The organism is Azospirillum sp. A1-3, from assembly GCF_023806445.1.
GTDB lineage: Bacteria > Pseudomonadota > Alphaproteobacteria > Azospirillales > Azospirillaceae > Azospirillum.
The window spans coordinates 542,175-568,673 of record NZ_JAMSLU010000003.1 but is presented as its reverse complement, the minus strand read 5'-3'; the positions used below and the strand labels follow the sequence as shown (position 1 = coordinate 568,673).

The window sequence follows — 26,499 nt, the reverse complement described above, 5'->3', positions numbered from 1 at the left end:
GGGAGAGGGCTTTAACCGGCAGCCTCACCCCCGCTTCAGCAGGAAATCGACCGTCTCCGGCCGGCCCGGCAGGTCGAGCTTAGCCTGCACCGGTTCGCAGCGGCTGACGATCCGACCGCGGCGCAGGACGAACAGGCGGGCGGCGCGGGTGCGGATCGCCTCCACCGGGCTGCCGGCCTGGAGCACCACCAGATCGGCGTTGCAGCCCGGCTCCAGCCCATAGCCGTCCAGATGCAGCAGCCTGGCCGGGTTGACCGTCACCGCGTCGAAGGCGGCCTTGATGCCGTCCTGGCCGGTCATCTGGCCGACATGCAGGCCCATGTGGGCCACCTCCAGCATGTCGCCGGAGCCCAGCGGATACCACGGGTCCATCACGCAGTCATGGCCGAAGGCGACCGTCAGCCCGGCGGCCATCAGCTCCGGCACGCGGGTCATGCCGCGGCGCTTGGGATAGGTGTCGTGGCGGCCCTGGAGGACGATGTTGATCAGCGGGTTGGCGATCACCCCCAGCCGCGCTTCCGCCATCAGCGGGATCAGCTTGGAGACATAGTAATTGTCCATGGAATGCATGGAGGTCAGGTGCGACCCCGTCACCCGGCCGTGCAGCCCCAGCCGTTGCGTCTCGTAGGCCAGCGTCTCGACATGGCGGGACAGCGGGTCGTCGGTCTCGTCGCAATGCATGTCGACCAGCAGCCCGCGCTCCGCCGCGATCTCGCAGAGCAGCCGGACCGACGCGGCGCCGTCGGCCGTGGTGCGCTCGAAATGCGGGATGCCGCCGACCACGTCGACGCCCATCTCCAGCGCGCGGCGCAGCAGTTCCTCGGTGCCGGCTGAGCGCAGGACGCCGTCCTGCGGGAAGGCGACCAGTTGCAGGTCGAGGTAGGGGGCGGCGCGCTTCTTCACGTCCAGCAGGGCTTCGACCGCCAGCAGGCGCGGATCGCATACGTCGACATGGCTGCGCACCGCCAGCAGACCGCGCGCCACCGCCCAGTCGCAATATGCCAGCGCCCGTTCGACGATGGCCTCCTGGACCAGTTGCGGCTTCAGCTCGCCCCATAGGGCGATGCCCTCCAACAGGGTGCCGCTCTGGTTCACGCGCGGCAGGCCGTAGCTGAGCGTGCTGTCCATGTGGAAATGGGAATCGACGAAGGGCGGGCTGACCAGCCGGCCGGTGGCGTCGATTTCGGAGGCGGCCTCGCCGGCCAGATTGGCTTCGACCGCGGCGATGCGGCCGTCCTTGATGCCGATGTCGATGCCGGTGCGGCCATCCGGCAGGGTGGCGCGGCGCAGAATCAGGTCGAACATCAGCGTTCTCCTTTGCGGTACGGGATCATCAGGGCGCGCGGGTAGGAGGCCCGGCGGGCCACCAGAACCAGCGCCAGGATGCTCAACAGATAGGGCATCATCAGGAACAGCTGGTAGGGCAGGACGCCGCCGCTGGCCTGCTGGAGCCGCAGCTGCAGCGCGTCGAACACCGCGAACAGCAGGGCGCCCAGCAGAGCCTTGCCCGGCCGCCAGGAGGCGAAGACCACCAGCGCGATGCAGATCCAGCCGCGCCCGTTGACCATGTTGAAGAAGAAGGCGTTGAAGGCCGACAGCGTCAGGAAGGCGCCGGCCAGCGCCATCAGCGCACTGCCCGCCACCACCGCGCCGATGCGGATGGCCGTGACGTTCAGCCCCTGTGCCTCGGCGGCGGCCGGATTCTCGCCGACCATCCGCACCGCCAGCCCGACCGGCGTGCGGTAGAGGACATAGGCGACCACCGCGACCAGCAGGAAGGCGAGGTAGGTCAGCGGAGTCTGGGCCAGGGCGCCGGGCAGGGCCAGCGGCTGGAACGGCTCGACGGTCGGCGGGGTGCTCGCCTGCGGCAGGACGAGGCGGTAGACGAAATAGGACAGGCTGGTGCCCAGCAGGGTGACGCCGATCCCCGTCACATGCTGCGACAGGCCGAGCGGCACGGTCAGCGCCGCATGCAGCAGGCCGAGCAGCGCACCGCAGGCAGCGGCGGCCAGCACGCCGGTCCACAGATCGGCGCCCTGATAGACCGCCATCCAGCCGGCCATGGCGCCCAGCGTCATGATGCCTTCGATGCCGAGATTCAGCACGCCGGCCCGCTCGCACACCAACTCGCCCAGCGTGCCCAGCACATAGGGGGTGGCGATGCGCAGAACCGCGGTCCAGAAGGCGGCCGACAGCAGGATGTCGAGGATGGTCGACAGGAAATCCATAACCCCTTACCCCCGCCGCAACCGGTAGCGCGCCAGCAGCCCGGCGACCAGCATGCAGAGCAGGCTGGTTGCGACCAGGACGTCGGCGATGTAGTTGGGAACCGGCATGGCCCGGCTCATGGCGTCGGCACCGACGAAGATGCCGGCGATGAACAGCGCGGCGCCCACCACCCCGATGGGGTGCAGCTGGGCCAGCATGGCGACGACGATGCCGCTGTAGCCGAAGCCCGGCGACAGGTCGAGCGTCAGATAGCCTTTCAGCCCGCAGACCTCCGCCGCGCCGGCCAGCCCGGCCAACCCGCCCGACAGCAGGGCGGTGCGTAGAATGACCCGCGTCACCGGCATGCCGGCGAAGGCGGCGGCGCGCGGGTTGGCGCCGACCGCCCGGTTCTCGTAGCCCCAGATGGTGCGGGTGTCGATCAGCCACAGCAGCACCGACAGGCCGAGCGCGATGGCGAACCCGGCATGCAGGCGGGTGCGCGCCACCAGCTTGGGCAGTTCCGCTGCTTCCACGACTGGCGCCGACTGCGGCCAGCCCATGCCCATCGGGTCCTTCAAGGCTCCTTCCAGTAGCATCGACACCAGCAGAAGCACGACGAAGTTCAGCAGCAGGGTGGTCACCACCTCGTCGACGCCGAAGCGGACCTTCAGCACGGCGGGACCGAGCAGGGTGACACCGCCGGCCGCCATGCCGGCGATCATCACCACCGGGATCAGCGCCCAGGCCGGCAGGTCGAGCATGCCGCCGCCGACCACAACGGCGGCCAGCGCGCCCATGTAGAGCTGGCCCTCCGCCCCGATGTTCCACAGCTTGGCGCGGAAGGCGACGGCGGCGGCGAGGCCGGTCAGGATCAGCGGAGTGGCGCGGGTCAGCGTCTCGGTCAGGGCGAAGCGGGAGCCGACGGCGCCCTCGAACAGCAGGCCATAGGCGCGCAGGACCGGGGCGCCGGTCCAGGCGACCAGCAGGGCGCAGAGCGCCAGCGCCGCGACCACGGCGCCCACCGGCGCCAGCAGCCGCAGGGCGAGAGGGGTATCGGTGCGCGGTTCAAGCCGCATGAACGGTCTCCGGCAGGATGTCGCGCAAAACGTCCCAATGCCCGGCCATCAGCAGGCCGAGCTGGCTGACCGACACCCGGTCATGCGGCAGCAGCGGGGTAAGGCGGCCGTGATAGGCGACGGTGACGCAGTCGGCCAGCGCCAGGATCTCGTCCAGATCCTCGGAGATCAGCAGCACGCCGGCCCCGGCGGCACGGGCGTCGAGCAGCCGGCTGTGGACGTAGGACACCGCACCGATGTCGAGCCCGCGCGTCGGCTGGCTCGCCAGGATCAGGTCCGGCCCGTGGGCCAGCGTGCGGCCCAGGATCAGCTTCTGCATGTTGCCGCCCGACAGCAGCTGCGTGCGGGCATCGGAACCGGGGCAGCGGACGTCGAACTCCTCGATCACCTCGCGGGCATAGGCCCGCGCCGCTCCACGCCGCAGCACGCCGAAGCGCGAGAAGGCGGAGTCGTGGTAGCGCTCCGCGATCAGGTTCTCCCACACCGCCATGGCGCCGACCAGACCGGCGCTGTGCCGGTCCTCCGGGATGCGGGCGACGCCGCGCCGGACCATGTCGGCCGGGTCGCCATGCTCCACGACGCTGCCCTTCAAGGACAGTTTGCCGGACTCGGGGCGGATCAGGCCGCTGACCAATTCCGCCAGCGCCGTCTGGCCATTGCCCGACACGCCGGCGATGCCGACCACCTGATGGCGGCGCACCGTCAAATCGACCCGGTCCAGCAGCGGACGGCCATGGCCGGAGGCCACCGTGACGCCCGCCAGCTCCAGCACCGGTTCGCCGGGGCTGAGCGGCGCGGGGGCCGGCGGCTTGACGCTGCGGCCGACCATCAGCTCGGCCAGCTTGGCGCGGTCGGTGGAGGCGGTGGCGTGGGTGGCGACCAGCTTGCCGGCGCGCAGAACGGCGACGGTGTCGCTGGCGGCGAAGACCTCGTTCATCTTGTGGCTGATGAAGACGACGGCGAGCCCGTCGGCGGTCAGCCGGCGCAGCGTCTCGAACAGCCCGGCCGATTCCTGCGGCGTCAGCACCGCGGTCGGCTCGTCCAGGATCAGGACGCGGGCGTCGCGGTAGAGCGCCTTGAGGATCTCCGCCCGCTGGCGCTCGCCGACCGACAACTCGCCGACCAGAGCGTCCGGCCGTACCTCCAGCCCGAAGCGTTGCGAGAGATCGAGCAGCCGGCGGCGGGCGGCGCCCCGGTCGGAGCGCCAGCGCCACAGCGATTCGGTGCCGACGGCGATGTTGTCCAGCACCGACAGATTGTCCGCCAGGGTGAAATGCTGGTGGACCATGCCGATGCCGGCCTCCAGCGCCGCGCGGGGCGAGCCCGGCGGCAGCGGGCGGCCGAACGCCTCGATGGTACCCTCGTCGGCGACGTAATGGCCGAAGAGGATGTTCATCAGGGTGGTCTTGCCGGCGCCGTTCTCGCCCAGCAGGGCCAGCACCTCGCCGGCGCGCAGCGTCAGCGAGATGCCGTCGTTGGCGAGCAGCGGACCGAACCGCTTCGAAATGCCGGCGAGCCGGAGGACGACCTCCGGCCCGCCTTTCACGGGTGATGACATTGCAGATACGCCGGGCGTCACATCGTCGACTTCGGCTCGGCGTCGTTGACCTTCACGGTGAACTTGCCGTCGCGGATCTGCTGCTCGCGCTCCGTCACCTTCGCCTTGATGGCGTCGGGGACCTTCGCCTCGAAGGTGCCGAGCGGCGCGAGGCTGGAGCCCTTGTGCGCCATCATGCTGTAGGGGCCGTAATCCTCGGCCTTGTAGCTGCCGGCCTTCACCGCGGCGATGGCGCGCTCCACCGACGGCTCCATATGCCACAGGGCGCTGGCGACCACGGTCTCCGGATACTGCGGCTGGGTGTCGATGACGTTGCCGATGGCCAAAACCTTGCGCTCCTTGGCCGCGTCCGACACGCCGAAGCGCTCGGCGTACATCACGTCGGCGCCGCGGTCGATCATGGCGAAGGCGGCTTCCTTGGCCTTGGGCGGGTCGAACCAGGAGCCGATGAAGCTGACCGAGAACTTGACCTGCGGGTTGACCTCCTTGGCGCCTTCCATGAAGGCGTTCATCAGGCGGTTGACCTCGGGGATCGGATAGCCGCCGACCATGCCGATCACGTTCGACTTGGTCATGCCGCCGGCGACCATGCCGGACAGATAGGCCGGCTCCTGGATGTAGTTGTCGAAGACCGAGAAATTGGGTTCCTGCGGCTTGAAGCTGGAGCCCATGACGAAGGCGGTCTTCGGATAGTCCTTGGCGACGGCGCGGGCGGCGCGCTCCACGCCGAACACCTCGCCAAAGACCAATTGCTGGCCGGCCTCGGCATACTGGCGCATCACGCGCTCATAGTCGGTGTTGGCGACCGACTCGGCCCAGACATACTCGATGTCGCCACGGTCGGCGGCGGCCTTCAGCGCGACATGGATGCGGCTGACCCACTGCTGCTCGATCGGCACCGTATAGATGCCAGCGACCTTCACCTTGCCTTCCGCGAATGCCGGCAGGGAGCCGCCGGCAGCCGCCGCGAAGGCCACCGCGGCGACGCCGCACAGCACCGCACGGCGCGTCATACCCAAGACAGTCATCGCCCGATCCCCCATCCCCCGAACCGACATCGTGAGCCCCCTTCGTCGCTGAGTATCGTTGGCTGCATTTTTGCTGGCAGCAGGTCTCTGGCCCGCATGTGGCATGAATACCCGGGAATGTTCCTCCCGTAAATCCATCGACCCCTTGCGAGCCGTGCATGCGAATGCAACGGGAATGCCATCGGCCGCTACCGCCGCCCACCTCGCGGGCGCGGACAGCCGGCCGGTCAGAATGCTGGCATGTGATTGAAAAAGGGGCAACTCTTCTTGGCGATCCGGTCAGGATCGCGACGTGTCGCTCTCCGGCCGCTCACCGCGCCTGCGGGCGTCGTTGCGGCAGCGGTCGGAGCAGTATTTCACCTCGCCCCACACCCGCTCCCACTTCTTGCGCCAAGTGAAGGGACGGCTGCAGACCGGGCAGGTCTTGGTCGGCAGGTCGGCCTTCTTTACGCCCTTCATGCCGGGCCGCCTCCCAGAATTGCGGCGGGACGGCGCAGGACGGGGTCGAAGGGGTTCAACTGGCGGCTGATGGCGGCGGATTCGCGCTTCAGGATGTCGACCACCACCGGCAACCGCTCTTCGTTCAGCCGCTCGCTGATCGTGCCGACGCTGAGCGCCGCCACCGCATGGCCGTCGCGGTCCAGCACGGGAACCGCCACGCCGGACATTCCCGGCAGCAGGCCGGTGGAGCGGCTGGCATAGCCCACCTCCCGCACCCGTGCGATCTCCGTGCGCAGATAGACCTCGTCGATGATGCCGACGCCCTGCATGCGCGGCAGGTTGAAGCGGATGACCTCCTCCCGCTCCTCCGCATGCAGGAAGGCCATGATGGCGAGGCTGCCTTGGCCGACGCCCAGCGTCACCCGGCCGCCGATGTCGCCGGTGAAGGAGCGGATGGGGAAGGGCCCCTCGCTGCGGTCCAGGCACACCGCGTCGAAGCCGCTGCGCACCAGCAGGAAGATGGTGTCGCGCAGGGTCGCCGACAGGCGCAGCAGGATCGGCCGGCAGATGTCGCGCAGGTTGTTCGGGTTTCCGGCCTGGGCCGCCAGACCGAACAGGTCGATGCCCAGCCGGTAGCGCTTGGTCGCCTTGTCGGCCTCCGCCATGCCTTCTTCCACCAGGATCTTCAGCAGGCGGTGGACGGTCGGCGGGGTGAGGTCGAGCGCGCGCGATATGTCGGTCAGCCGCGCCCCCGCCTCGTTGGAGGAGGCCAGCAGGCGCAGGATCGCCAACCCGCGCTGCAGGCTGGATTTGCCGCCCGCCTCCTCGTTGCCGGCGCCCTCGCCACCGGTGCTCTTGTCGGCCTTGCTGCGGGTGTCGGCGCTCATTTCCAGCCTCTTCCTGAAAATCGAAGAATGTTTGTTGGTCCATCTATTCCGCATATCGGAAGCTTTTGCAAAATCTTTTCTGCCTATGGAAAAAGCGGATTGACGCGACAGGGGGCGCGGCGGAACCATCGGGGCAACAGGTGAGGCCCGGAGACCGAGGCCAATTGTCGCAAGAGGGAGAATTCCCCCCGTGTCGTTCCTCGAATTGAAAAACATCACCAAGCGTTACGGCCCGCTGACCGCGGTCGGTGACGTGTCGCTGTCGGTGGAAAAGGGTGAGTTCGTCTCTCTGCTCGGCCCCTCGGGCTGCGGCAAGACCACGACCCTGCAGATGATCGCCGGTTTCGTCGAACCGTCGGCCGGCACCATCCGGCTGGACGGCCGCGACATCACGCGGGCCAAGGCGAACAGCCGCGGGCTGGGCATCGTGTTCCAGAGCTACGCGCTGTTCCCGCACATGACCGTGTTCGACAATGTCAGCTTCGGGCTGGAGATGCAGCGCGTGCCCAAGGGCGAGCGCAAGCCCCGCGTCGAAGAGGCTTTGTCGCTGGTCCACCTCTCCCCCTATGCCAAGCGCTACCCGCGCGAACTGTCGGGCGGCCAGCGCCAGCGCGTGGCCCTGGCGCGCGCCCTGGTCATCCGCCCGCCCGTCCTGCTGCTGGACGAGCCGCTGTCGAACCTGGACGCCAAGCTGCGCGAGGCGATGCAGTTCGAACTGCGCGAGATTCAGCGCAAGGTCGGCACCACCACCGTCATGGTCACCCACGATCAGGCCGAAGCCTTTTCGATCAGCGACCGCGTCGTGGTGATGGAAGCCGGGCGCATCACCCAGATCGACCAGCCCTATCGCATCTACGAGCATCCGGAGACGGAGTTCATCTCCCGCTTCGTCGGCAAGACCAACCTGCTGCCGGGCAAGGTCGTCACTGCAACCGGTGCCGGCGCCACGGTGTCGCTGGCCGGCATCGGCGTCCCGGTGGAAACCGCCGGCCTGTCGGTGGGCGAGACGGTGACGCTGTGCATCCGGCCGGAGAAGCTGCACCTGACCGCCCCGGCAAACGGGCTGCTGACCGGCCGCGTCGCCGACCGCTTCTTCCTGGGCAGCCAGTGGCTTTATCACATTGACGGGCCGCTCGGCACGTTGATGGTGGTGACGCCGAATGACGGCTCCACCCCGGCGGAGCAGGGCGCGACGGTTGGGCTGGACTGGTCGCCGTCGGTCGTGCGCGTCCATCGCGGCGCCATGGCCGAGGCGCCGGATGTGGCGCTCGAGGTGACGGGATGAGCGCCACCGTTCCCGACACCGCCCCGGCCTCGCCGGACGAGGAGACGCATGAGCGCCGTTTCCCCACCGCGCCGCTGTTTCTGTCGGCGCCGGCTGTCCTGCTGTTCTCGGCGCTGGTGCTGATTCCGCTGTTCCTGACGGCGCTGCTGTCCTTCAACCAGTTCGACTACGCGACCGGGCGCACCGGCGGCTTCACGCTGGAGCATTACCTGTCGGTCCTGACCGACGAGTATTACCTGGAAATCTTCCTGCGCACCTTCCGGATCTCGGCGCTGGCGACCGCCATCTGCGTGGTGATCGGCGTGCCGGAGGCCTACATCCTCAGCCGGATGACCAACCCCTGGCGCTCGATCTTCCTGCTGGTGATCCTGGCGCCGCTGCTGGTCTCGGTCGTGGTGCGCGCCTTCGGCTGGAGCATGCTGCTGGGGCCGGAAGGTCCGGTGAATGCCGCGCTGATGGCGTTCGGCATCGGCCGCATACGGCTGCTCTACACCGAAGGCACGGTGATCGTGGCGCTGGTCCACGTCATGCTGCCCTTCATGGTCATCCCGGTCTGGACCTCCTTGCAGAAGCTGGATCCGGCGGTGGAGCAGGCGGCGCTGTCCTTCGGCGCCTCGCGCGGCACGGCCATCGTCCGGGTGGTGGCGCCACAGATCCTGCCCGGCATCCTGTCGGGAAGCCTGATCGTCTTCGGCCTCAGCGCCAGCGCCTTCGCCATTCCCGGCCTGCTCGGCGGGCGGCGGCTGAAGATGGTCGCGACCGTGGTCTACGACCAGTATCTCAGCGACCTGAACTGGCCGATGGGTGCCGCGGTCGCAGCACTTCTGCTGATCGCCAACCTGATCGTCATGCTGACCTACCACCGTCTGGTGGAAGGCCATTACCGCCGCCGGCTGGGGTGAGGATGCCATGACCCGCAACGGACCCGTCGCCCTGATCTTCCACACCCTGGTCGTCATCTTCATGCTGGCGCCGCTGGCGATCGTCTGCCTCGTCGCCTTCACGCCCGAAAATACGCTGTCGCTGCCGACCAACGGCTTCTCGCTGCGCTGGTTCGACGCGGTGTTCCATCACCCGGACTTCGTCCAGTCCTTCTGGAACAGCCTGTGGCTGGCCGTGCTGTCGGCGACGCTGGCGGTGGTGCTGGCGGTGCCGGCCTCCCTCGCCATCACGCGGTGGGAGTTTCCCGGCCGCGGCTTCCTGAATGCGCTGTTCCTGTCGCCGCTGATCATCCCGCATCTGGTGCTGGGCGTCGCCATGCTGCGGCTGTTCGCCATCGTCGGCGCCACGGGCAGCTTCGGCTGGCTGGTGGCGGCGCACATCGTGATCGTTACGCCCTATGTCATGCGCCTGCTGATCGCGGCGATTTCCGGCTTCGACCGCAGCGTGGAGCAGGCCGCCTTCTCGCTGGGCGCCAGCGAGGCCACCGTGTTCCGCCGCGTCACCCTGCCGATGATCCTGCCCGGCGTCACCGGCGGCTGGCTGATCGCCTTCATCAACAGCTTCGACGAGCTGACCATGTCCATCTTCATCACCTCGCCGTCCACGGTGACGCTGCCGGTGCGGATGTACATGTACGCCACCGAATCCATCGACCCGATGATGGCGGCGGTTTCGGCGCTGATCATCGGCATCACCGCGGTCGCCGTTCTTCTGCTCGACCGCGTCTATGGGTTGGACCGCATCCTGGTCGGCCAGCACTGAGCATCCGCTCCGGCCGTCCTCTCTTCGGAGACCAGTCATCATGGCTTTGCTGCAGCGTGTGGCCGAACAGGGCCGGCGCGTGGTCCGATTTACCCTCGACGGGCGCCCGGTGGAGGCGCTGGAGGGCGACACCGTCATGACCGCCATGCTCACCAATGGCGAGCGGCTGCGCCGGACGGAGTTCGCCGACAGCCCGCGTGCCGGCTTCTGCATGATGGGCGCCTGCCAGGATTGCTGGGTGCGGACCGAAGAGGGCGAACGCCTGCGTGCCTGCGGCACCTTCATTGCCGACGGCATGCGCCTTGTGAGCGGCGGGGAGTGGAATTCGTGAGTGAAGTTCTCTCTCCCGTCATCGTCGGCGCCGGTCCGGCTGGCATCCGCGCCGCGGAGCGGCTGGTCGCCGCCGGACTGCGCCCGGTGGTGATCGACGAAGCGGCGCGCTGGGGCGGCCAGATCTACCGCCAGCCGCCGGATGGCGGCTTCACCCGGCCGAAGACGGCTCTCTATGGCTTCGAGGCGGGCAAGGCCGACGCCGTCCACCGCGCCATGGCCGCCATCCGCGATCGGGTCGACTACCGCCCGCGCACGCTGGTTTGGAACTGCGAGGCGGGTGCGCTCGACCTGCTGTCGGACGGCGCCAGCGAGGCCTTGCCCTTCAGCCATCTGATCCTGGCTACCGGCGCCACCGACCGCGTGCTGCCCTTCCCCGGCTGGACGCTGCCCGGCGTCTTTACGCTCGGCGGGTCGCAGGTGGCGCTGAAGTTCCAGGGCTGTGCCGTCGGCCGGCGGGTGGCCTTCCTCGGCACCGGGCCGCTGCTTTATCTGGTCGCCTACCAGTATCTGAAGGCCGGAGTCGAGGTGGCGGGGGTGTTCGACACCACGCCCTTCGCCGTCCAGGCCCGCGCCACCGCCGGCATGCTGAGCGACGCGGCGACGCTGGCGAAGGGGCTGCTGTATGTCGGCTGGCTGCGCGCCCATGGCGTGCCAATCCACAACGGCGTCCGCCCGGTGCGTGCGGAGGGAGCGGAGCGGGTCGAGGCGCTGGTCTGGCGCGATGCCCAGGGGCAGGAGCGGCGCACTGGCTGCGACGCGGTCGCCTTCGGGCTTGGACTGCGGTCCGAGACCCAACTGGCCGACCTTGCCGGCTGCCGGTTCCGTTTTGATGAAGCCGACCGCGCGTGGCTGCCGGAGCGGGACGGGGCAGGGCGCAGCTCGGTTCCCGGCGTCTATCTGGCCGGCGACGGCAGCGGCATATCCGGTGCCGATGCGGCGGAACTGGCGGGGGAACGCGCGGCGCTGGCCCTGCTGGAGGAACTTGGCCGGCCGGTGGACGGCAAACGGGTGAAGGAGCTGGACGCCCGGCTCGCCCGGATTGCCGCCTTCCGCCGCAGCTTGTCGGCCGCCTTCCCCTTCCCGGCGGACTGGGCCGACGCGATTGCCGACGACACGATGATCTGCCGCTGCGAGGGCGTCACCGCCGGCGCCGTGCGCGAGATCGCCCGCAGCGGACAGGCCCGCGAGATGAACCGCGCCAAGGCGCTGACCCGTGCCGGCATGGGCCGCTGCCAGGGCCGCATGTGCAGCGCCACCACGGCGGAACTGCTGTCCCGCACGCTGGGCACCGGTCCCGACGGGGTGGGGCGCCTGCGGGCGCAGCCGCCGATTAAACCGCTTCCGGTTTCCGCCGGTGCCGAGCGGCGGGAGGTCGCGTGATGCGGGAACGGATCGACTGCGACGTCGCCATCGTCGGCGGCGGGATCGTCGGCGGCTCGGCGGCGCTGTTCCTGCGGCAGGGCGGCCTGTCGGTGACGCTGCTGGAGCGCGACTGGTGCGGCGCCAAGGCGAGCGGCGTCAATTTCGGCGGTGTGCGCCGGCAGGGCCGCCCGCTGGAGCAGCTGCCTTTGTCCCAGCGCGCCCACGCCATCTGGGGCCGGCTGCCGGAACTGCTGGGCACCGACGCCGAGTACATCCGCTCCGGCCATCTGAAGCTGGCGCGCAGCGAGCCCGACCTTGAATCGCTGATCGCCTATCGCGAGCGCAGCCAGGGCTTCGGCCTGGGGCTGGAGATCATCACGGGCGAGGAGTTCCGCCGCCGCTGGCCGGCACTGGGCGACCGCGCCATCGGCGGGTCGCTCTGCCCGGAGGATGGCCACGCCAACCCGCGCCTTGTCTCCCCCGCCTTTGCCCGCGCTGCGGCCAAGCTGGGTGCGGTGGTGCGCGAACAGACGCCAGTCGACCGGGTGGAGAAGGACGGCGACCGCTTTGTCCTGCTGAGCGGCGATGCCCAGGAGGTCCGCGCCCGCTTCCTGCTGAACACCGCCGGTGCCTGGTCCTGGCGGGTGGCGGAAGCGTTCGGCGAGCCGGTGCCGCTGGAATCGCTCCACCCCAACATGGCGGTGACGGAGCCGCTGCCCCGCTTCCTCGACGTCAACATCGGGGTGGAGGGCGGCGGCGTCTATGGCCGGCAGGTGCCGCGCGGCAACATGGTGGTCGGCGGCGGGCGCGGCTTCGCGCTGGACGCCGACCGCGCCCGGCCGCAGCGCGACGCCGTGCTGACCCTGATGCGCGACGCGGCGGAGCTGTTCCCGCAGCTGCGCCACGCCCACGTCATCCGCTGCTGGACCGGGGTGGAGGGCTACACGCCCGACCGCAACCCGATCATCAGCCCCAGCCGAACCACCCCCGGGCTGTTCCACGCCTTCGGCTTTTCCGGCGCCGGTTTCCAGATCGGACCCGGCGTCGGCCAGACGCTGGCCGAACTGGTCACCAGCGGCGAGACGCCGATGCCGCTGGAGGCTTTCCGCATCGACCGCTTTTCACCGACAGCTTAAGACTTCACCCCTTGGCCCATTGGAGGACATGCATGCCCAGCTTGCGTACCCTGTCGCTCACCGGTCTCGCCACGGTTGCCATCACGGCGGCCGCCGCGCTCTCCACCCCCGCCGCCGCCCAGACCAAGACGGTCTATATCGGCATGAACGGCGGCACGATGGAGAAGACCTACACCGAGCATGTCTTCCCCGCCTTCGAGAAGGCGACCGGCATCAAGGTGGTGGTGGTTCCCGGCACTTCGTCCGACATCCTGGCCAAGCTGCAGGCGCAGAAGGACAATCCGCAGATGCACGTCGTCTTCCTGGACGACGGGCTGATGTACCGCGCCATCGGCATGGGCCTGTGCCAGAAGATGGACAGCTCGCCGGTGCTGAACGACGTCTATCCGTCGTCGCGCATGAAGGGCGACATGGCCGTCGGCGTGAACATGGGCATGACCGGCCTCGCCTATAACAAGGCGATGTTCGACGAAAAGGGCTGGGCGCCGCCGACCAGCTGGATGGATCTGGCCGATCCCAAGTACAAGGGCAAGGTCGTCGTCCAGTCCGCCGCCAGCAGCTCCTTCGGTCTGCATGCCTTCCTGATGTACAATCGCATCAAGGGCGGCACCGAGGCCAACGTCGATCCGGGCTTCACCACCTGGCGCAAGACCATCGGCCCGAACGTGCTGGAATACATCCCCAGCTCCGCCAAGATCGCCGAGATGGTGCAGACCAACGAGGCGGCCATCTTCCCGCTGACCCCGACCGGCGTCGGCAGCCTGAAGGCCAAGGGCATTCCGGTGGAATATGCCCAGCCGAAGGAAGGCTCGGTCGTGCTGATGGTCGGCGAATGCGTCGTCGCCAAGAACCCGGACAACGAGGCCGCGCAGAAGCTGGCCGCCTATCTGCTGGGGCCGGAGGCGCAGCTCGCCGCCTTGCAGTATGGCGCGCAGATTCCGTCCAACACCAAGGTCACGGCGCCGGCCGACGTCGCCGACGAGATGAACAAGTTCCAGGGCTACATGAAGAACGCCGTCACGGTGGACTGGGACGTCATCAACGAGAAGCGCCCGGACTGGAACCAGCGCTGGAACAAGGAAATCGAACGGTAATCAGGGCATGAAAAAGGGGGGCGCCGAAAGCGCCCCCCGATTTGTTTTCCGCAGCTGTTTATTCGGCAGCCATCGCGGCGCGACGCTGGGCCTCGCGGGTTTGGCGACCTTCCTTCAGCTTTTCCGACAACAGGAAGGCCAGCTCCAGCGACTGGCTGGCGTTCAGGCGCGGATCGCAGGCGGTGTGGTAGCGCAGAGCCAGATTGTGGTCGGTGATGGCCTGGGCGCCGCCCGTGCATTCCGTCACGTCCTGGCCGGTCAGCTCGAAATGCACGCCGCCGGCATGGGTGCCTTCGGCCTGATGCACCTCGAAGAAACCGCGCGCCTCGGCCAGCACCCGCTCGACCGGACGGGTCTTGTAGCCGGTGGTCGACTTGACCGTGTTGCCGTGCATCGGGTCGCAGGACCACACCACCGTGCGGCCTTCGCGCTGGACCTTGCGCAGCAGCGGCGGGAACTTCTCCGCCACCTTGTCGGAGCCCATCCGCACGATGAGCGTCAGGCGCCCGGCCTCGTTGGTCGGGTTCAGGATGTCGATCAGGCGGATCAGCTCGTCCGGGTCGGTGGTCGGGCCGCACTTCAGGCCGATCGGGTTCTTCACCCCGCGCAGGAACTCGACATGGGCGCCGTCGGGCTGGCGGGTGCGGTCGCCGATCCACAGCATGTGGGCCGACACGTCGTACCAGTCGCCGGTGGTGCTGTCGACGCGGGTCAGCGCCTGCTCGAACGGCAGCAGCAGCGCCTCGTGGCTGGTGAAGAAGTCGGTCTCGCGCAGCTGCGGCGTGGTCTCCGCGGTGATGCCGCAGGCGGCCATGAAGGCCAGCGTCTCGTCCAGGCGGTTGGCCAGCTCCTGGAAATGCTCGCCGGCCGGCGACTTCTCGACGAAGCTCAGCGTCCACTGATGGACCTTGTGCAGGTCGGCGTAACCGCCCTGGGCGAAGGCACGGAGCAGGTTCAGCGTCGCGGCGGCCTGGGTGTAGGCCTGCATCATGCGTTCCGGATCGGGAACGCGGGCGTCGCTGGTGAAGTCGAAGCCGTTGATGATGTCGCCGCGGTAGGACGGCAGTTCGACCCCGTTGATCTCTTCCATGTCGGCCGAGCGCGGCTTGGCGAACTGGCCGGCCATGCGGCCCACCTTGATGACCGGGATCGAGGCGCCGAAGGTCAGCACCACGGCCATCTGCAACAGGACGCGGAAGGTGTCGCGGATGTTGTTGGGGTGGAACTCGGCGAAGCTCTCCGCGCAGTCGCCGCCCTGCAGCAGGAAGGCCTGGCCGGCGGCGGCATCGGCCAGCTTGGACTTCAGCCGGCGGGCCTCGCCGGCGAAGACGAGCGGCGGATAGGAGGACAGACGCTGTTCGACCGCCTCGACCTTCGACTGGTCGGGATAAGTCGGCAACTGCTTCGCCGGTTTCGTCCTCCAACTGGCGGGTGTCCAACGCTCGACCATGACGCGCCTGCTCTTCCTTGACGATTGCGGAACGGGGGCCGGGCGGGCGGCGAACGACCGGCGGCGAAACCCGTGGGGGGTACTCTATAGCGCGACTCGCGGTAACTTTTCCACAGTTTCGGCCCTCCTGCCGGCAATGCTGTGCCATCGGGACAGGTCGCCTGCCACCGGGGGTGATTTCAGATGAAAGGAACTTCGCCTCGCCTTCGTCCCGACCCCCGATATATCAAGGGCCGCTGGCGGCGCGTGGCCGAGGCCAGTATACATCGGGGCAACCGACCACGCCCGAGAGGAGCCTCCCCGGTGAAAGCGACATCCTGGCGGGCAAATCGCCTGTCCTCCTGGGGGCAGGCCCTGGCCGTCTACCGCGACCCGCGCGTGCTGGCGATCCTGTTCCTGGGCTTCTCCGAAGGGCTGCCGCTGGCGCTGACCGGCGCCACGCTGAATGTCTGGCTGACCGAACAGGGCGTCAGCCGCACCAACATCGGGCTGTTCGCGCTGGTCACCATGCCCTATGCGCTGAAGTTCCTGTGGGCGCCGCTGATCGACCGGTTGCGCTTGCCGGTGATGACGCGGCTGTTCGGGCGGCGGCGCGGCTGGGCGCTGACGGCGCAGGCGGCGCTGATTGCGGCGCTGCTGGGGCTGGGCACCACCGATCCGGGGCAGGACCTGTGGTGGACGGCGATGTGCGCCGTGCTGGTCGCCTTCTGCTCCGCCAGCCAGGACATCGTCGTCGATGCCTACCGCGTCGAGGTGCTGGAGGAGCATCAGCAGGCGGCCGGTGCCGCGGTGCTGGTGCTGGGCTATCGCTTCGGCATGATGGCGGCGGGTGCGGGTGCGCTTTACATCGCGCAGTACCATGGCTGGCGCACGGCCTACGAGGTGATGGCGGCGCTGGTTCTGGTCGGGATGGTGACCATCCTGCTGTGCCGCGAGCCGAAGGAGCCGCCGCCCAGCGCCCGTGAAAAGCTGATTGCGGAGTGGCTGGGTCACCGGCCGCATCTGTCGGGCCGCAGCGCCGTCGTGCTCGCCTGGATTTACGGAGCGGTGGTGGCGCCCTTCGCTCAGTTCATGGAGCGGCGCGGCTGGGTGGTGATCCTGGCCTTCATCGCCAGCTACAAGCTGGGGGAGGTGCTGGCCGGCCAGATGTCCTCGACCTTCTACATCAGCCTGGGCTTCACCAAGGTGGAGATCGCCAATGTCAGCAAGCTGTTCGGGCTGTGGGCGACGATCGCCGGCGGCCTGCTGGGCGGTCTGCTGGTGGGCAAGGTCGGCGTGCTGCGCGGCCTGATGATCGGCGGCATCCTGCAGATGGTGTCGAACCTGGGCTATGTCGTGCTGGCCTGGAACGGCAACGACGTGTCGACCCTGGCGATGACGGTGGCGGTGGAGAATGTCTGTGCCGGCATCGCGACGTCCGCTTTCGTCGCCTATCTGTCCAGCCTGTGCAACGTCGCCTACACCGCGACGCAGTATGCGCTGCTGTCCAGCCTCTACAAGCTGGGCGGCGACCTGTTCGGCGCCTCCTCCGGCTGGCTGGCGGAGCGGATGGACTGGGTCAGCTTCTTCCTGCTGTCGATGGCGGGCGCCGTTCCGGCCCTGTGCCTGCTGGTCTGGCTGATGGGCCTGCACCGTCGGGAGGAGGAGGCCGCCGTCCCCGCGCAGTGACGGGGACGGCGATGCCCGTGGAGCTTAACGCCCGCCGGTGGTCGTCTTGGTCTTGCCGGCGCCCGGGCCGGCGCCCAGGTCGGCGCCGGTGGTCGGATCGGAGTCCGGCTTCGACATGGTGCGGGCGGCCACGGCATTGACCGCGGCCAGTTCCGACGCGGCGAGCTTGACCGTCGGGTTGCCGTCGCCGCCATTGACCGGGGCGTCGCCCATCTTGACGTCGACGAACTCCCATTGGGCGCCCTGGTTCCAGGGGCCGCGCATGTCGCCTTCGCCCTGGCTCATGTTGTAATACTTGTCGGTGTATTCGGGCTTGCCCGGCAGCTTGCCCGGCGGGAAGTTGTTGTCGATGGCGTAGAGCGCCTTCTCGAAGCTCTTCTGGTGGGCGATCTCGCGGGTCATCAGGAAGCCCAGCGCATCCTTCACGCCCGGATCGTCGGTGACGTTGATCAGGCGCTCGTAAATGATCTTGGCGCGCGCTTCCGCCGCGACGTTGGAGCGCAGATCGGCCGTCGGCTCGCCGATGCTGTCGATATAGCCGCCGGTCCACAGCTGCCCGGCCGAATTCACCAGGGCCGGCCCGCCGCCATACAGCAGCGACAGGGTGTGGCTGCCGTTGCCCTGGGTGATGTTGGCGTACAGGTCAGCGGTCGCCTCCGCACCTTCGGCCAGCTTGCCCTTGGCGCCCTTGGTCAGCATGGCGACGATGGAGCCGATAACCTCCAGGTGGCTCAACTCCTCGGTCGCGATGTCGATCAGCATGTCCTTGCGGCCCGGATCCTCGTCGGCCAGACCCTGGGTGAAGTAGCGCATGGCCGCGGCAAGCTCGCCCTGCGGCCCGCCGAACTGCTCAAGCATGAGGCTGGCGAGCACCGGGTTCGGCTCCGACACGCGGACCGTGTACATGAGCTTTTTGTTATGCATGAACATGCGAGGGACTCCTCCTGCGTCTGATGGCCCGTTTGGCGGGGGGCCGAGGATCGGAGCGACCGGCACCGGGCCGCTCCATGCCCTCAACCCAGGAGGCTTTAGAAGCGTTCCAAGAAAAATCCCTGTCTTGGCGTGCTATATCGCTTGAGGCATGCCGAGGACGGCTTCTTATGAAAATGGCGGCACGAAGGGATGGTCCCCCCGTGCCGCCAACCTTGCTATTGCTGCCGACCCGATCCCTGAGAGGGTCAGATCTTCTTTTCCGGCTCCGCCTTCTCGCGCATCAGCACGAATTCTTCCGATGTGGAGGGGTGCAGCGCGATGGTGCGGTCGAAGTCGCGCTTGGTGGCGCCACAGTTCATGGCGATGGCCATCGGCTGCATCATCTCCGGCGCATCCATGCCCATCATGTGGCAGCCCAGCACGCGTTGGCTTTCGCCGTCCACCACCAGCTTCATCAGCACCCGCTCGTCGCGGCCCGACAGAGTGTGCTTCATCGGGCGGAAGCCGGCCTTGTAGATGTCGATCTGCGGGTATTTGGCGCGGGCCTGCATCTCGGTCAGGCCAACGGTGCCCAGCGGCGGCAGCGAGAACACCGCGGTCGGCACGTTGTCGTAGCCGATGTGCATCGGGTTGTCGTTGTACAGCGTTTCGGCCAGCGCCCGGCCCTCGGCGATGGCGATCGGGGTCAGCGCCATGCGGTCGGTGACGTCGCCGATGGCATAGATGCTGTCGACCGAGGTCCGCGACCACTCGTCGACCGGGATCGCGCCGGCCTCGTTCAGGGTGATGCCGACCTCTTCCAGGCCGAGATTCTTGGTGTTCGGACGGCGGCCGGTGGCGGCCATCACCAGACCGGCGGAATGCTCGCGGCCCATATGGTCGGTCAGGGTATAGCCGCCGGGACCCTTTTCAAGCTTCGCCGGCTTGCAGCGCGAGATGATGTTGATGCCGCGCTTGCGCATTTCCTGCGCCAGGGCGATGCGGATGTCGTCGTCGAAGCCGTTCAGCAGGTCGTCGCCGCGGATCATCAGCGTCACTTCGGCGCCCAGCCCGCGGAAGATGCTGGCGAACTCCACGGCGATGTAGCCGCCGCCGATGATCAGGACGGAGTGGGGAAGCGTTTCCAGATGCAGCGCCTCGTTGGAGGTCGCAGCATGTTCCATCCCTTCCACCTGCGGCAGGGTCGGCCAGCCGCCGGTGGCGATCAGGATGTTGCGGGCGGTGTAGCGCTTGCCGTCGACCTCGACCGTGTGGGGGTCGATGATCCGGCCGAACCCTTCATACAGGGTGACGCCGGAGTTCTTCAGCATAGTGATGTAGATGCCGTTCAGCCGGTCGATCTCGCGGTCCTTGCGCGCGATCAGCGTTTCCCAGTCGAAGGTCGGCGTGTGCGAGTTCCAGCCATAGCCGCAGGAATCCTCGAAGCCGTCGCGGAACTGGGCGGCGTAGACCAGCAGCTTCTTCGGCACGCAGCCGCGGATCACGCAGGTGCCGCCGACGCGGCTGCCCTCGCAGATCGCCACCTTGGCGCCGTAGGACGCCGCGCGCCGGCTGGCGGCGACGCCCCCGGACCCCGCCCCGATGGTGAAGAGGTCGAAATCGAACTCGGCCACGGCCGTCTCCTTCCGCAACTGGACCTTTAATCCACGAACGAATGTGGTCGGGCAGGATATGGGGTCGGGGTAGGCGTTGGGAAGCGCGCCCTCAGCGCAGCAGCATGTCCTGGATCAGCACTTGCCGAAGCTTCAGCGGACGCATGGTCTTGTTGGCGACGTAGCGCAACGCGTCCTTGACATAGACCTGCCCCTCCGCCCCACGCAGTTCGGCGGGGTCGACCTCCAGCAGGCGCCGTTCGATGGCGTCGGCGATGCGCGGCAGATGCGGCGTGACCGTTTCCATCGGAGTCGACGGGTCGAACTCCAAGACGGCGCGCAGCCGCAGCTCCTGCAGCCGGCGGCCGTCGTTGAGCGTGACGGTCAGGGTGGGCAGGGCGGCATAGACGGCCGGTGCCGCCTCGACGCGGGCAGGGGAATAGGCGCCCTGGGCGGGGGCCGGGCGCAGAAGCAGCGCACTGCCGATCCCGGCGCCGGCGAAAGCCAGCATCAGCCCCAGCAATGTCAGGACGATCCGGTTTCCGGTTCCATCGAAGGAGGGCAGGCTGCCTTGGCCGGCTTCGGCAGAGACTGATGCCTTGGTCATTCCGCCCTGCTGAGTTGCTGCCGCCGAACCGGTTCGAAAACTCTAAAAGCGCGGAAGTGGTAGGTCAAATAAAGGTATTTTATCTGGTTTTTCTTTGATTGCCGGCAGATCGACGGGGATTGACTGTGGGATTGCAGGGCAGTTTTCGAAAGCATTTGAGATTTTTCCCGGAGACCGGCCGCTGAATCCCCGCCGAAAAACGCAACGCAGCCATCCGCCGCGGGTTGATAGGGTGGGAAGCCTCTTCCCCCGACCGACCGGGGCGTATAATGCTGGGATTCCAACACAACCGGCCGGCTGCCCTGTCCGGTGGCCGGACCATCCATAACGAAGCACTGCAAAGCCATGCGCAGACACAGGCGCGGACACGGGCATAGACAGGGGCGGAAGGCGAGGGTGACGGGTATGAGCGACACCGATAACCGATCAGTTGGCAGCCGGTCAGTCGATGGACGGCCGACGGCCCTCCATCCGTCCTCCGCGGCGGTGCCCGACTGGACGGACACCTATTTCCGCCGCACCAAGGAGGCGGTCGGCAAGTTCGGCGACAAGACCGTCACCTATGCGATCTTCATGCGGCGTCCGGTGGTCTGCGCCCCGCGCCTTGCGGTGGAATGGCTGGAGTCGGTGGCGCGGGAACGCAACACCAGCTTCCAGATCGAGCTGAACTACCCCGAGGGCAAATGGGTCGGCGCCGGCGAGCCGATCATGTACATCACCGGCTCCTTCTACCATCTGGTCGATTGCGAGACGATCCTGCTGCAGAAGCTGGGTCCGGCCAGCGTCGCCGCCTACAACGCCTTCACCATGTGCGCCGACCTGCCGAAGGTCGCCTTCCTCGCCATGGACGCCCGCCACTGCGCCGGGACGGAGATGGCGGAAATGATGGCCTATGCCGCCTCCGTCGGGTCCGACCGGGCCAAGCGCAAGGTCGGCGCCAAGGGCTTCGTCGGCAACGCCACCGACGCCACCGCTTCCTATTTCGGGCAGGAGCGCGGCATGGGCACCATGCCGCACGCCCTGATCGGCTATGCCGGATCGACCGTGCGCGCGGCGGAGATGTTCCACGAGACCTTCCCCGACCTGGCCCTGACCGTGCTGGTCGATTATTTCGGCCGCGAGATCACCGACGGGCTTGAGGTCTGCCGCCGCTTCCCGCAGTTGGCCGCGCAAGGCAAGCTGTCGCTGCGGCTCGACACCCCCGGCGGCCGTTTCGTCGAGGGGCTGGACCCGCCAGGCTCCTACGCCGTGCTGGAGCGCCATGCGCCGCATGCCATCCGCGGCTATCGCGACGAGACGCAGCTGCGCTACCTGATCGGCACCGGCGTTTCGGCCGCCGCGATCCACTATGTGCGCGAACGGCTGGACGAGGCCGGCTTCCCGGCGGTGAAGATCGTCGCCAGCAGCGGTTTCGGCCCGGCCAAGTGCCGGCTGATGGCGGAAGCCAACGCCCCGGTGGACGTGATCGGCACCGGCAGCTACCTGCCCGAACGCTGGACCGAGACCTACGCGACCGCCGACATCATCGAGTATGACGGCGAACGCCGCGTGAAGGTCGGCCGCGAGTTCCTGTTCCGGCGGTAGGTCGCGACTGGGAGCTTTCCCTCTCCCGCCCCGGATCCCCTCTCCCCCCCGGGGAGAGGGTTAGGGTGAGGGGGATGCGCTTCGTGGCTCTCTTCGGCTACGCCGAACCCCCTCATCCCGACCTTCTCCCCAGGGGGGAGAAGGGGTTAAGCGCACTTCACCCCAAGCGTTTCGTGATCAGCGGCCCGCGCGCCGGTGCCGTATCGCCCACCGTGACCGACGCGCGCAGGCGCCGTTCCGCCTCGTCCGCCTGAGCCTCCGTCCGGGCGTGCAGGATCGCCAGCGGGCGTTCACCCGGCCCCACGGGGTCGCCCAGCCCGGCGATCTCGTCGAAGCCGACGGCGAAGTCGATGGTGTCGGTCGTCTTGGTCCGGCCGCCGCCCAGCGCCACCACCGCCATGCCGACACCGCGGGTGTCGATGGCGCCGACGAAACCGGCCTGCTCGGCGAAGACCGGGCGGACGATGGGCGCGCGTTCCAGATAACGGTCGGGTTGCTCCAGCAGGTCGCCTGGCCCGCCTAGCGCTTCGACCATGCGGGCGAAACGCTCCGCCGCTTCGCCGCTGGCGACGGAGCGGTCGGCCATGGCGCGCCCGGCCGCAACGTCCGGCGCCAGCCCGCTCAACGCCAGCAGCTCCGCCGCCAGTGCCGCCGTAACCTCGTAGAGCCGCGGTTCGGCCGGCTCGCCACGCAGGATGGCGAGGCATTCCCGCATCTCCAACGCATTGCCGGCGCTGCGGCCCAGCACCTCGTTCATGTCGGTCAGCAGGGCCACCGCCGGCAGGCCGGCGCCCTTCGACACGGTGACGATGCTCTCGGCCAGCGCCTCGGCATCCTCGAACCGCTGCATGAAGGCGCCGCTGCCGAACTTGACGTCCATGACCAGCGCGTCCAGCCCGGCGGCGAGCTTCTTCGACAGGATCGACGCGGTGATGAGGTCGAGCGATTCGACCGTCGCCGTCACGTCGCGGATGGCGTAGAGCCGCTTGTCGGCCGGGGCGATGTCGTCGGTGGCGCCGATCACCGCGCAGCCGACCTGCTTCACCACCCGGCGCAGCAAATCGTTGTCGGGCTTGGCGCGATAGCCGGGGATGCTCTCGAACTTGTCGAGCGTGCCGCCGGTGTGGCCGAGCCCGCGTCCGGACACCATCGGCACGAAGCCGCCGCAGGCCGCCAGCATCGGCGCCAGGATCAGGCTGACCTTGTCGCCGACACCGCCGGTGGAATGCTTGTCGATCACCGGGCCGGGCAGGTCCAGCGACCGCCATTCCATCACCGTGCCCGAATCGCGCATGGCGCGGGTCAACGCCACCCGTTCGTCCAGGCTCATGCCGCGGAAGAAGACGGCCATGGCGAAGGCCGCCGCCTGGGCCTCCGACACGCTGCCGTCGGTGATGCCGCGCACGAAATCTTGGATGGTGGCGGCGTCGAGCAGCTGGCCATCGCGCTTGGCGCGGACGATCTCCTGCGGAAGCATGCCTCAGTACCCTCCCGCCGGGGCCGGTTCGCGTTCGCCTTCCCGTTCTCCATGTCCGGCCGCCACCAGCAGCGAGTCGAGCAGGCTGGACGCGCCGAAGCGGAAGGTCTGCGGCGTCGCCCAGCCTTCCCCCAGGATATGGTCGGCCAGCGCCAGATAGCGCGCCGCCTCCGCCGCGTCGCGGATGCCGCCGGACGCCTTGAAGCCGACAGGCTTGCCGGATTCATAGATGCAGTCCAGCATCACCGCCGCCGCCGGCAGGGTCGCGGCCGGCTGCGTCTTGCCGGTGGAGGTCTTCAGGAAATCTGCCCCGGCAGCGATGGCGTCGCGCGCTGCCCAGGCCAGCAGGTCGGCATCGGGGAAGGCACCCGATTCCAGGATCACCTTCATCAGGGCCTTGTCGCCACAAGCCTCGCGGCAGGCCTTCACCACATTCATCGGCTGGGTGCGGGCGCCATCGATGAAGGCCTTGTAGGGCAGCACGACGTCGATCTCGTCGGCCCCGTCGGCGATGGCCCGCCGGGTCTCCGCCGCCACCGAGGAGGCGTCGGCCTCGCCGGTCGGGAAATTCACCACGGTGGCGACCTTCACCGGGGTTCCCTCCAGCGCCTTGCGGGCGGTGGGCACGAAGCGCGCCCAGACGCAGACGGCGGCGACCGGTCCGGCGGGCGTGACGGCGCGGGCGCAGAGATCCTGCACCACCCGGTCGCTGTCGTCGCCGTTCAGGCTGGTGAGGTCGAGCATGCCCACGGCACGGCGCGCCAGATCGGCGTCGGACGGGGCGTTGGCGCTGGCGTCGAGCGCGCTTTGCAGGTCGGCAGACAGTTTCATGACCGGGACCCGTCCTTCTCATGCAGGCGTTCGAGAAAACCGACCAACAGGCGCTCCAGGTCGGCGGCTGCCGCCGACGCGGCGGTCAGGGTCTGGTGGTGGTCGACCGGCCCGTCGCCGAGCCCGACTCCCAGGTTGGTGACGACGGCGCAGCCGACGACCCGCAGGCCGCAATGGCGGGCGATGATGCATTCCGGAACGGTGGACATGCCGACCGCGTCGGCACCGAGCAGCTTCATCATCCGCACCTCGGCCGGCGTCTCGAAGGACGGGCCGGGATAGGCGGCATAGATGCCCTCCGCCAGATTGATGGACAGGCCGGCGGCGACGTCCTTCAAGAGGCTGCGCAGAGCCGGATCCCAGGCGTCGGTCATGCTGGGGAAGCGCTCGCCGAAGGCCTCGTCGTTCGGGCCGGTCAGGGGGTTGGAACCCAGCAGGTTCAGATGGTCGCTGATCACCATCAGCCGGCCCGGCCCCACCTCCAGCCGGAGCGAGCCGACGGCGGCGGTCAGCACCAGCGTGTCGCAGCCGGCCAGCTTCAGCGCCCGCACGGCGGTTTTCAGCGCATCGAAGCCGTTGCCTTCATAGGCATGGACGCGGCCCTGCATGCAGGCGACCTCGACCCCGCCGAGCTGCCCAACGACCAGCCGCCCGGCATGGCCGGACACGCTGGGGACCGGGAAGCCGGCGATCTCGCCGTAGGGGATGACGACCGCGTCAGCGATGCGGTCGGCGATGCCGCCCAGGCCGGAACCCAGCACGATGCCGACCCGCGGCCGGTGGCCGGAGGCACGGTGAAGGATGTCCGCGGCGGCGCGGGCTGCCGTCATGTCGGGAAACTCCGCTCAGAAGGCTAAATTGGTGGGGCCAAACGATTCGGGCAACAGGATCTCCAGCGAAAAGGTCCGCCGCAGACCGGCTGGGTCGCAGATGTGGATCGGGGTTTCGGGCGTGGCGAATTCGCGGATGCGCTGGCGGCAACCGCCGCAGGGTGTGCAGATTTCCTCCGCCCCCGCCTCGCCGCCCATGACGACGATGGCGCGGATGCGGCGGTCACCAGCAGTGACCATGGCGCCGATGGCGCTCGATTCGGCGCACTGGCCCTGCGGGTAGGCGGCATTCTCCACATTGCAGCCGGCGAAGATGCGCCCCGATTCGCCGAGGATCGCCGCACCCACCTTGAATTTGGAATAGGGGGCGTGGGCGTTCTCGCGCGCGGCACGGGCGGCTTCGATCAGTTGGGACAGCTCTGCCGAGTCGGTCATGGCGTCAGCGCTCCTTGACATAGGGGATGCCGCTCGCCTTCGGGGCGACGGCCTTGCCGACGAAGCCGGCCAGCAGCAGGACGGTCAGCACATAGGGCAGCATCTGGATGAACTGCACCGGGATCACGCCGATGCCCGGCAGTTCGACCCCCTGCAGGCGCACCTGCACCGCGTCGGTGAAGGCGAACAGCAGGCAGGCGAACAGGGTCGGCCCCGGCCGCCACTTGCCGAAGATCAGCGCCGCCAGCGCCAGATAGCCCTTGCCGGCGGTCATGTCGCGGACGAAGCCGGCGCCGTGGCCGGTGGAGAGATAGGAGCCGGCCATCCCCGTCAGCGCGCCGGTCACCAGCAGCGCCTGATAGCGCAGCTTCGTCACCGACAAGCCGGCGGTGTCGACCGCCGCCGGATTCTCGCCCACCGCCCGCAGCCGCAGACCGAAGCGCGAGCGGTAGAGCACCCATTGGGTGGCGATCACCACGACCAGCGTCACCCAGATCAGCACGTTGTTGCCGTTCAGCAATTCGCGGTAGACCAGCCCCAGAACCGGCACGCCGGCCAGCCCGTCGACCCCCGGCAACTCCACCGCGGGAATGCGCGCCTGATTGGGCAGAAGCGGGGTCTGGCCGCCCTGCTGGAACCAGGCGTAGGCCAGCGTCGGCGCCAGCCCGGCGACCAGGATGTTGATCGCCATGCCCGACACCACCTGATTGCCGTTGTGAGTGATGCAGGCGAAGCCATGGACCAGCGCCAGCGCCACCCCGGCGGCGATGCCGGCCAGCAGCCCCAGCCAGGGGTTCAGCGTCGTCGACGCGACGGCGGCGGAGAAGAAGGCGCCGGCCAGCATCTTGCCTTCCAGCCCGATGTCGACCACGCCCGACCGCTCGCAATACATGCCGGCGAAGGCGGCCAGCACCAGCGGCGTCGCCACCCGGATGGTGGCGCTCAGCAGCTGCAGCGCCAGAAGAAGCGCGTCCTCCATC

At 68.5% G+C, this 26,499-nt stretch carries 25 protein-coding genes; 9 read left to right on the top strand and 16 right to left on the bottom strand.

Annotated elements, in window-relative coordinates:
• Positions 1-24 precede the first annotated feature (24 nt).
• The 7 genes from M5E06_RS20360 to M5E06_RS20330 form a co-directional block, all read right to left on the bottom strand.
• Positions 25-1,305: an amidohydrolase family protein gene (locus M5E06_RS20360; RefSeq protein ID WP_252139751.1), complete on the bottom strand. Its 1,281-nt coding sequence runs from the start codon at positions 1,303-1,305 to the stop codon at positions 25-27.
• Entirely contained in the window at positions 1,305-2,228 is a 924-nt protein-coding gene (locus tag M5E06_RS20355; RefSeq protein ID WP_109449759.1) for an ABC transporter permease, read from the bottom strand. Before M5E06_RS20355 ends, M5E06_RS20360 begins: the two co-directional genes overlap by 1 nt.
• 6 nt (positions 2,229-2,234) lie before the next feature.
• On the bottom strand, positions 2,235-3,284 hold the full coding sequence (locus M5E06_RS20350) for an ABC transporter permease (RefSeq protein ID WP_252139750.1): 1,050 nt from the start codon (positions 3,282-3,284) through the stop codon (positions 2,235-2,237).
• Positions 3,274-4,842, bottom strand: a complete 1,569-nt coding sequence (locus M5E06_RS20345; RefSeq protein ID WP_252139749.1) for an ABC transporter ATP-binding protein — start codon at positions 4,840-4,842, stop codon at positions 3,274-3,276. The genes M5E06_RS20350 and M5E06_RS20345 overlap by 11 nt, the downstream gene beginning before the upstream one ends.
• Before the next feature lie 17 nt (positions 4,843-4,859).
• Complete coding sequence (locus M5E06_RS20340; RefSeq protein WP_252139748.1) at positions 4,860-5,870, bottom strand: BMP family protein; 1,011 nt, start codon at positions 5,868-5,870, stop codon at positions 4,860-4,862.
• A gap of 279 nt (positions 5,871-6,149) precedes the next feature.
• Positions 6,150-6,329, bottom strand: coding sequence for a DUF2256 domain-containing protein (locus M5E06_RS20335; protein ID WP_252139747.1), 180 nt, complete (start codon positions 6,327-6,329; stop codon positions 6,150-6,152).
• Positions 6,326-7,198: an IclR family transcriptional regulator gene (locus M5E06_RS20330; RefSeq protein ID WP_252139746.1), complete on the bottom strand. Its 873-nt coding sequence runs from the start codon at positions 7,196-7,198 to the stop codon at positions 6,326-6,328. The genes M5E06_RS20335 and M5E06_RS20330 overlap by 4 nt, the downstream gene beginning before the upstream one ends.
• Positions 7,199-7,388: 190 nt before the next feature.
• Between M5E06_RS20330 and M5E06_RS20325 the strand changes: the two genes are divergently transcribed.
• Genes M5E06_RS20325 through M5E06_RS20295 form a run of 7 tightly spaced genes read left to right on the top strand, consistent with a single transcriptional unit; the run spans position 7,389 to position 14,112 of the window.
• Positions 7,389-8,483: an ABC transporter ATP-binding protein gene (locus tag M5E06_RS20325; RefSeq protein ID WP_252139745.1), complete on the top strand. Its 1,095-nt coding sequence runs from the start codon at positions 7,389-7,391 to the stop codon at positions 8,481-8,483.
• Positions 8,480-9,385, top strand: coding sequence for an ABC transporter permease (locus tag M5E06_RS20320; protein ID WP_252139744.1), 906 nt, complete (start codon positions 8,480-8,482; stop codon positions 9,383-9,385). Before M5E06_RS20325 ends, M5E06_RS20320 begins: the two co-directional genes overlap by 4 nt.
• 7 nt (positions 9,386-9,392) lie before the next feature.
• The gene (locus tag M5E06_RS20315; RefSeq protein ID WP_109072965.1) at positions 9,393-10,187 is read left to right on the top strand and encodes an ABC transporter permease; all 795 of its coding nucleotides are present in this window, start codon (positions 9,393-9,395) and stop codon (positions 10,185-10,187) included.
• Between the two features lie 40 nt (positions 10,188-10,227).
• Positions 10,228-10,518, top strand: a complete 291-nt coding sequence (locus M5E06_RS20310) for a (2Fe-2S)-binding protein (protein ID WP_252139743.1) — start codon at positions 10,228-10,230, stop codon at positions 10,516-10,518.
• A complete protein-coding gene (locus M5E06_RS20305) occupies positions 10,515-11,900 on the top strand; it encodes an FAD/NAD(P)-dependent oxidoreductase (protein WP_353654351.1) in 1,386 nt (461 codons plus the stop codon). Before M5E06_RS20310 ends, M5E06_RS20305 begins: the two co-directional genes overlap by 4 nt.
• Positions 11,900-13,018, top strand: a complete 1,119-nt coding sequence (locus M5E06_RS20300) for an NAD(P)/FAD-dependent oxidoreductase (RefSeq protein WP_252139741.1) — start codon at positions 11,900-11,902, stop codon at positions 13,016-13,018. Before M5E06_RS20305 ends, M5E06_RS20300 begins: the two co-directional genes overlap by 1 nt.
• A gap of 32 nt (positions 13,019-13,050) precedes the next feature.
• Positions 13,051-14,112, top strand: a complete 1,062-nt coding sequence (locus M5E06_RS20295; RefSeq protein WP_252139740.1) for an ABC transporter substrate-binding protein — start codon at positions 13,051-13,053, stop codon at positions 14,110-14,112.
• Between the two features lie 58 nt (positions 14,113-14,170).
• Here M5E06_RS20295 and M5E06_RS20290 read toward each other — a convergent pair whose 3' ends face one another.
• On the bottom strand, positions 14,171-15,562 hold the full coding sequence (locus M5E06_RS20290) for a class II 3-deoxy-7-phosphoheptulonate synthase (RefSeq protein ID WP_109153092.1): 1,392 nt from the start codon (positions 15,560-15,562) through the stop codon (positions 14,171-14,173).
• 303 nt (positions 15,563-15,865) lie between these two features.
• On the opposite strand from M5E06_RS20290, the gene M5E06_RS20285 reads away from it, so the two are divergent.
• Complete coding sequence (locus M5E06_RS20285) at positions 15,866-17,230, top strand: AmpG family muropeptide MFS transporter (protein ID WP_252139739.1); 1,365 nt, start codon at positions 15,866-15,868, stop codon at positions 17,228-17,230.
• Positions 17,231-17,254: 24 nt separating this feature from the next.
• Here the strand turns inward: M5E06_RS20285 and M5E06_RS20280 are convergent, their stop codons facing one another.
• The 3 genes from M5E06_RS20280 to M5E06_RS20270 all read right to left on the bottom strand — a co-directional run bounded on the left by M5E06_RS20280 (position 17,255) and on the right by M5E06_RS20270 (position 20,362).
• Positions 17,255-18,160 carry a manganese catalase family protein gene (locus M5E06_RS20280; protein ID WP_136703927.1) on the bottom strand — a complete coding sequence of 302 codons (906 nt, stop codon included), beginning with the start codon at positions 18,158-18,160 and terminating at the stop codon, positions 17,255-17,257.
• 248 nt (positions 18,161-18,408) lie between these two features.
• Positions 18,409-19,776 carry a glutathione-disulfide reductase gene (gene gor / locus M5E06_RS20275; protein WP_252139738.1) on the bottom strand — a complete coding sequence of 456 codons (1,368 nt, stop codon included), beginning with the start codon at positions 19,774-19,776 and terminating at the stop codon, positions 18,409-18,411.
• Between the two features lie 91 nt (positions 19,777-19,867).
• Positions 19,868-20,362, bottom strand: coding sequence for a flagellar basal body-associated FliL family protein (locus M5E06_RS20270; RefSeq protein WP_252139737.1), 495 nt, complete (start codon positions 20,360-20,362; stop codon positions 19,868-19,870).
• 405 nt (positions 20,363-20,767) lie between these two features.
• On the opposite strand from M5E06_RS20270, the gene M5E06_RS20265 reads away from it, so the two are divergent.
• Positions 20,768-21,946, top strand: coding sequence for a nicotinate phosphoribosyltransferase (locus tag M5E06_RS20265; protein WP_252139736.1), 1,179 nt, complete (start codon positions 20,768-20,770; stop codon positions 21,944-21,946).
• Positions 21,947-22,103: 157 nt separating this feature from the next.
• Here M5E06_RS20265 and deoA read toward each other — a convergent pair whose 3' ends face one another.
• Genes deoA through M5E06_RS20240 form a run of 5 tightly spaced genes read right to left on the bottom strand, consistent with a single transcriptional unit; the run spans position 22,104 to position 26,498 of the window.
• Positions 22,104-23,423 (bottom strand): thymidine phosphorylase, encoded by a 1,320-nt coding sequence (gene deoA / locus M5E06_RS20260; RefSeq protein ID WP_252139735.1) that lies wholly within the window; start codon positions 23,421-23,423, stop codon positions 22,104-22,106.
• 3 nt (positions 23,424-23,426) lie between these two features.
• Positions 23,427-24,254 (bottom strand): deoxyribose-phosphate aldolase, encoded by an 828-nt coding sequence (deoC, locus tag M5E06_RS20255; RefSeq protein ID WP_252139734.1) that lies wholly within the window; start codon positions 24,252-24,254, stop codon positions 23,427-23,429.
• Positions 24,251-25,084, bottom strand: coding sequence for a purine-nucleoside phosphorylase (locus M5E06_RS20250; RefSeq protein WP_252139733.1), 834 nt, complete (start codon positions 25,082-25,084; stop codon positions 24,251-24,253). Before M5E06_RS20250 ends, deoC begins: the two co-directional genes overlap by 4 nt.
• A gap of 15 nt (positions 25,085-25,099) precedes the next feature.
• The gene (gene cdd / locus M5E06_RS20245) at positions 25,100-25,519 is read right to left on the bottom strand and encodes a cytidine deaminase (RefSeq protein ID WP_252139732.1); all 420 of its coding nucleotides are present in this window, start codon (positions 25,517-25,519) and stop codon (positions 25,100-25,102) included.
• Positions 25,520-25,523: 4 nt separating this feature from the next.
• A complete protein-coding gene (locus M5E06_RS20240; protein ID WP_252139731.1) occupies positions 25,524-26,498 on the bottom strand; it encodes an ABC transporter permease in 975 nt (324 codons plus the stop codon).
• Position 26,499: the final 1 nt, after the last annotated feature.

Bases quoted from the DNA above. Each gene is read 5' to 3' on its own strand.
- M5E06_RS20360 (WP_252139751.1), bottom strand. From the start codon at position 1,305: ATGTTCGACCTGATTCTGCGCCGCGCCACCCTGCCGGATGGCCGCACC.
- M5E06_RS20355 (WP_109449759.1), bottom strand. From the start codon at position 2,228: ATGGATTTCCTGTCGACCATCCTCGACATCCTGCTGTCGGCCGCCTTC.
- M5E06_RS20350 (WP_252139750.1), bottom strand. From the start codon at position 3,284: ATGCGGCTTGAACCGCGCACCGATACCCCTCTCGCCCTGCGGCTGCTG.
- M5E06_RS20345 (WP_252139749.1), bottom strand. From the start codon at position 4,842: ATGTCATCACCCGTGAAAGGCGGGCCGGAGGTCGTCCTCCGGCTCGCC.
- M5E06_RS20340 (WP_252139748.1), bottom strand. From the start codon at position 5,870: ATGACTGTCTTGGGTATGACGCGCCGTGCGGTGCTGTGCGGCGTCGCC.
- M5E06_RS20335 (WP_252139747.1), bottom strand. From the start codon at position 6,329: ATGAAGGGCGTAAAGAAGGCCGACCTGCCGACCAAGACCTGCCCGGTC.
- M5E06_RS20330 (WP_252139746.1), bottom strand. From the start codon at position 7,198: ATGAGCGCCGACACCCGCAGCAAGGCCGACAAGAGCACCGGTGGCGAG.
- M5E06_RS20320 (WP_252139744.1), top strand. From the start codon at position 8,480: ATGAGCGCCACCGTTCCCGACACCGCCCCGGCCTCGCCGGACGAGGAG.
- M5E06_RS20315 (WP_109072965.1), top strand. From the start codon at position 9,393: ATGACCCGCAACGGACCCGTCGCCCTGATCTTCCACACCCTGGTCGTC.
- M5E06_RS20310 (WP_252139743.1), top strand. From the start codon at position 10,228: ATGGCTTTGCTGCAGCGTGTGGCCGAACAGGGCCGGCGCGTGGTCCGA.
- M5E06_RS20300 (WP_252139741.1), top strand. From the start codon at position 11,900: ATGCGGGAACGGATCGACTGCGACGTCGCCATCGTCGGCGGCGGGATC.
- M5E06_RS20295 (WP_252139740.1), top strand. From the start codon at position 13,051: ATGCCCAGCTTGCGTACCCTGTCGCTCACCGGTCTCGCCACGGTTGCC.
- M5E06_RS20290 (WP_109153092.1), bottom strand. From the start codon at position 15,562: ATGGTCGAGCGTTGGACACCCGCCAGTTGGAGGACGAAACCGGCGAAG.
- M5E06_RS20280 (WP_136703927.1), bottom strand. From the start codon at position 18,160: ATGTTCATGCATAACAAAAAGCTCATGTACACGGTCCGCGTGTCGGAG.
- M5E06_RS20270 (WP_252139737.1), bottom strand. From the start codon at position 20,362: ATGACCAAGGCATCAGTCTCTGCCGAAGCCGGCCAAGGCAGCCTGCCC.
- M5E06_RS20265 (WP_252139736.1), top strand. From the start codon at position 20,768: ATGAGCGACACCGATAACCGATCAGTTGGCAGCCGGTCAGTCGATGGA.
- deoA (WP_252139735.1), bottom strand. From the start codon at position 23,423: ATGCTTCCGCAGGAGATCGTCCGCGCCAAGCGCGATGGCCAGCTGCTC.
- deoC (WP_252139734.1), bottom strand. From the start codon at position 24,254: ATGAAACTGTCTGCCGACCTGCAAAGCGCGCTCGACGCCAGCGCCAAC.
- M5E06_RS20250 (WP_252139733.1), bottom strand. From the start codon at position 25,084: ATGACGGCAGCCCGCGCCGCCGCGGACATCCTTCACCGTGCCTCCGGC.
- cdd (WP_252139732.1), bottom strand. From the start codon at position 25,519: ATGACCGACTCGGCAGAGCTGTCCCAACTGATCGAAGCCGCCCGTGCC.
- M5E06_RS20240 (WP_252139731.1), bottom strand. From the start codon at position 26,498: ATGGAGGACGCGCTTCTTCTGGCGCTGCAGCTGCTGAGCGCCACCATC.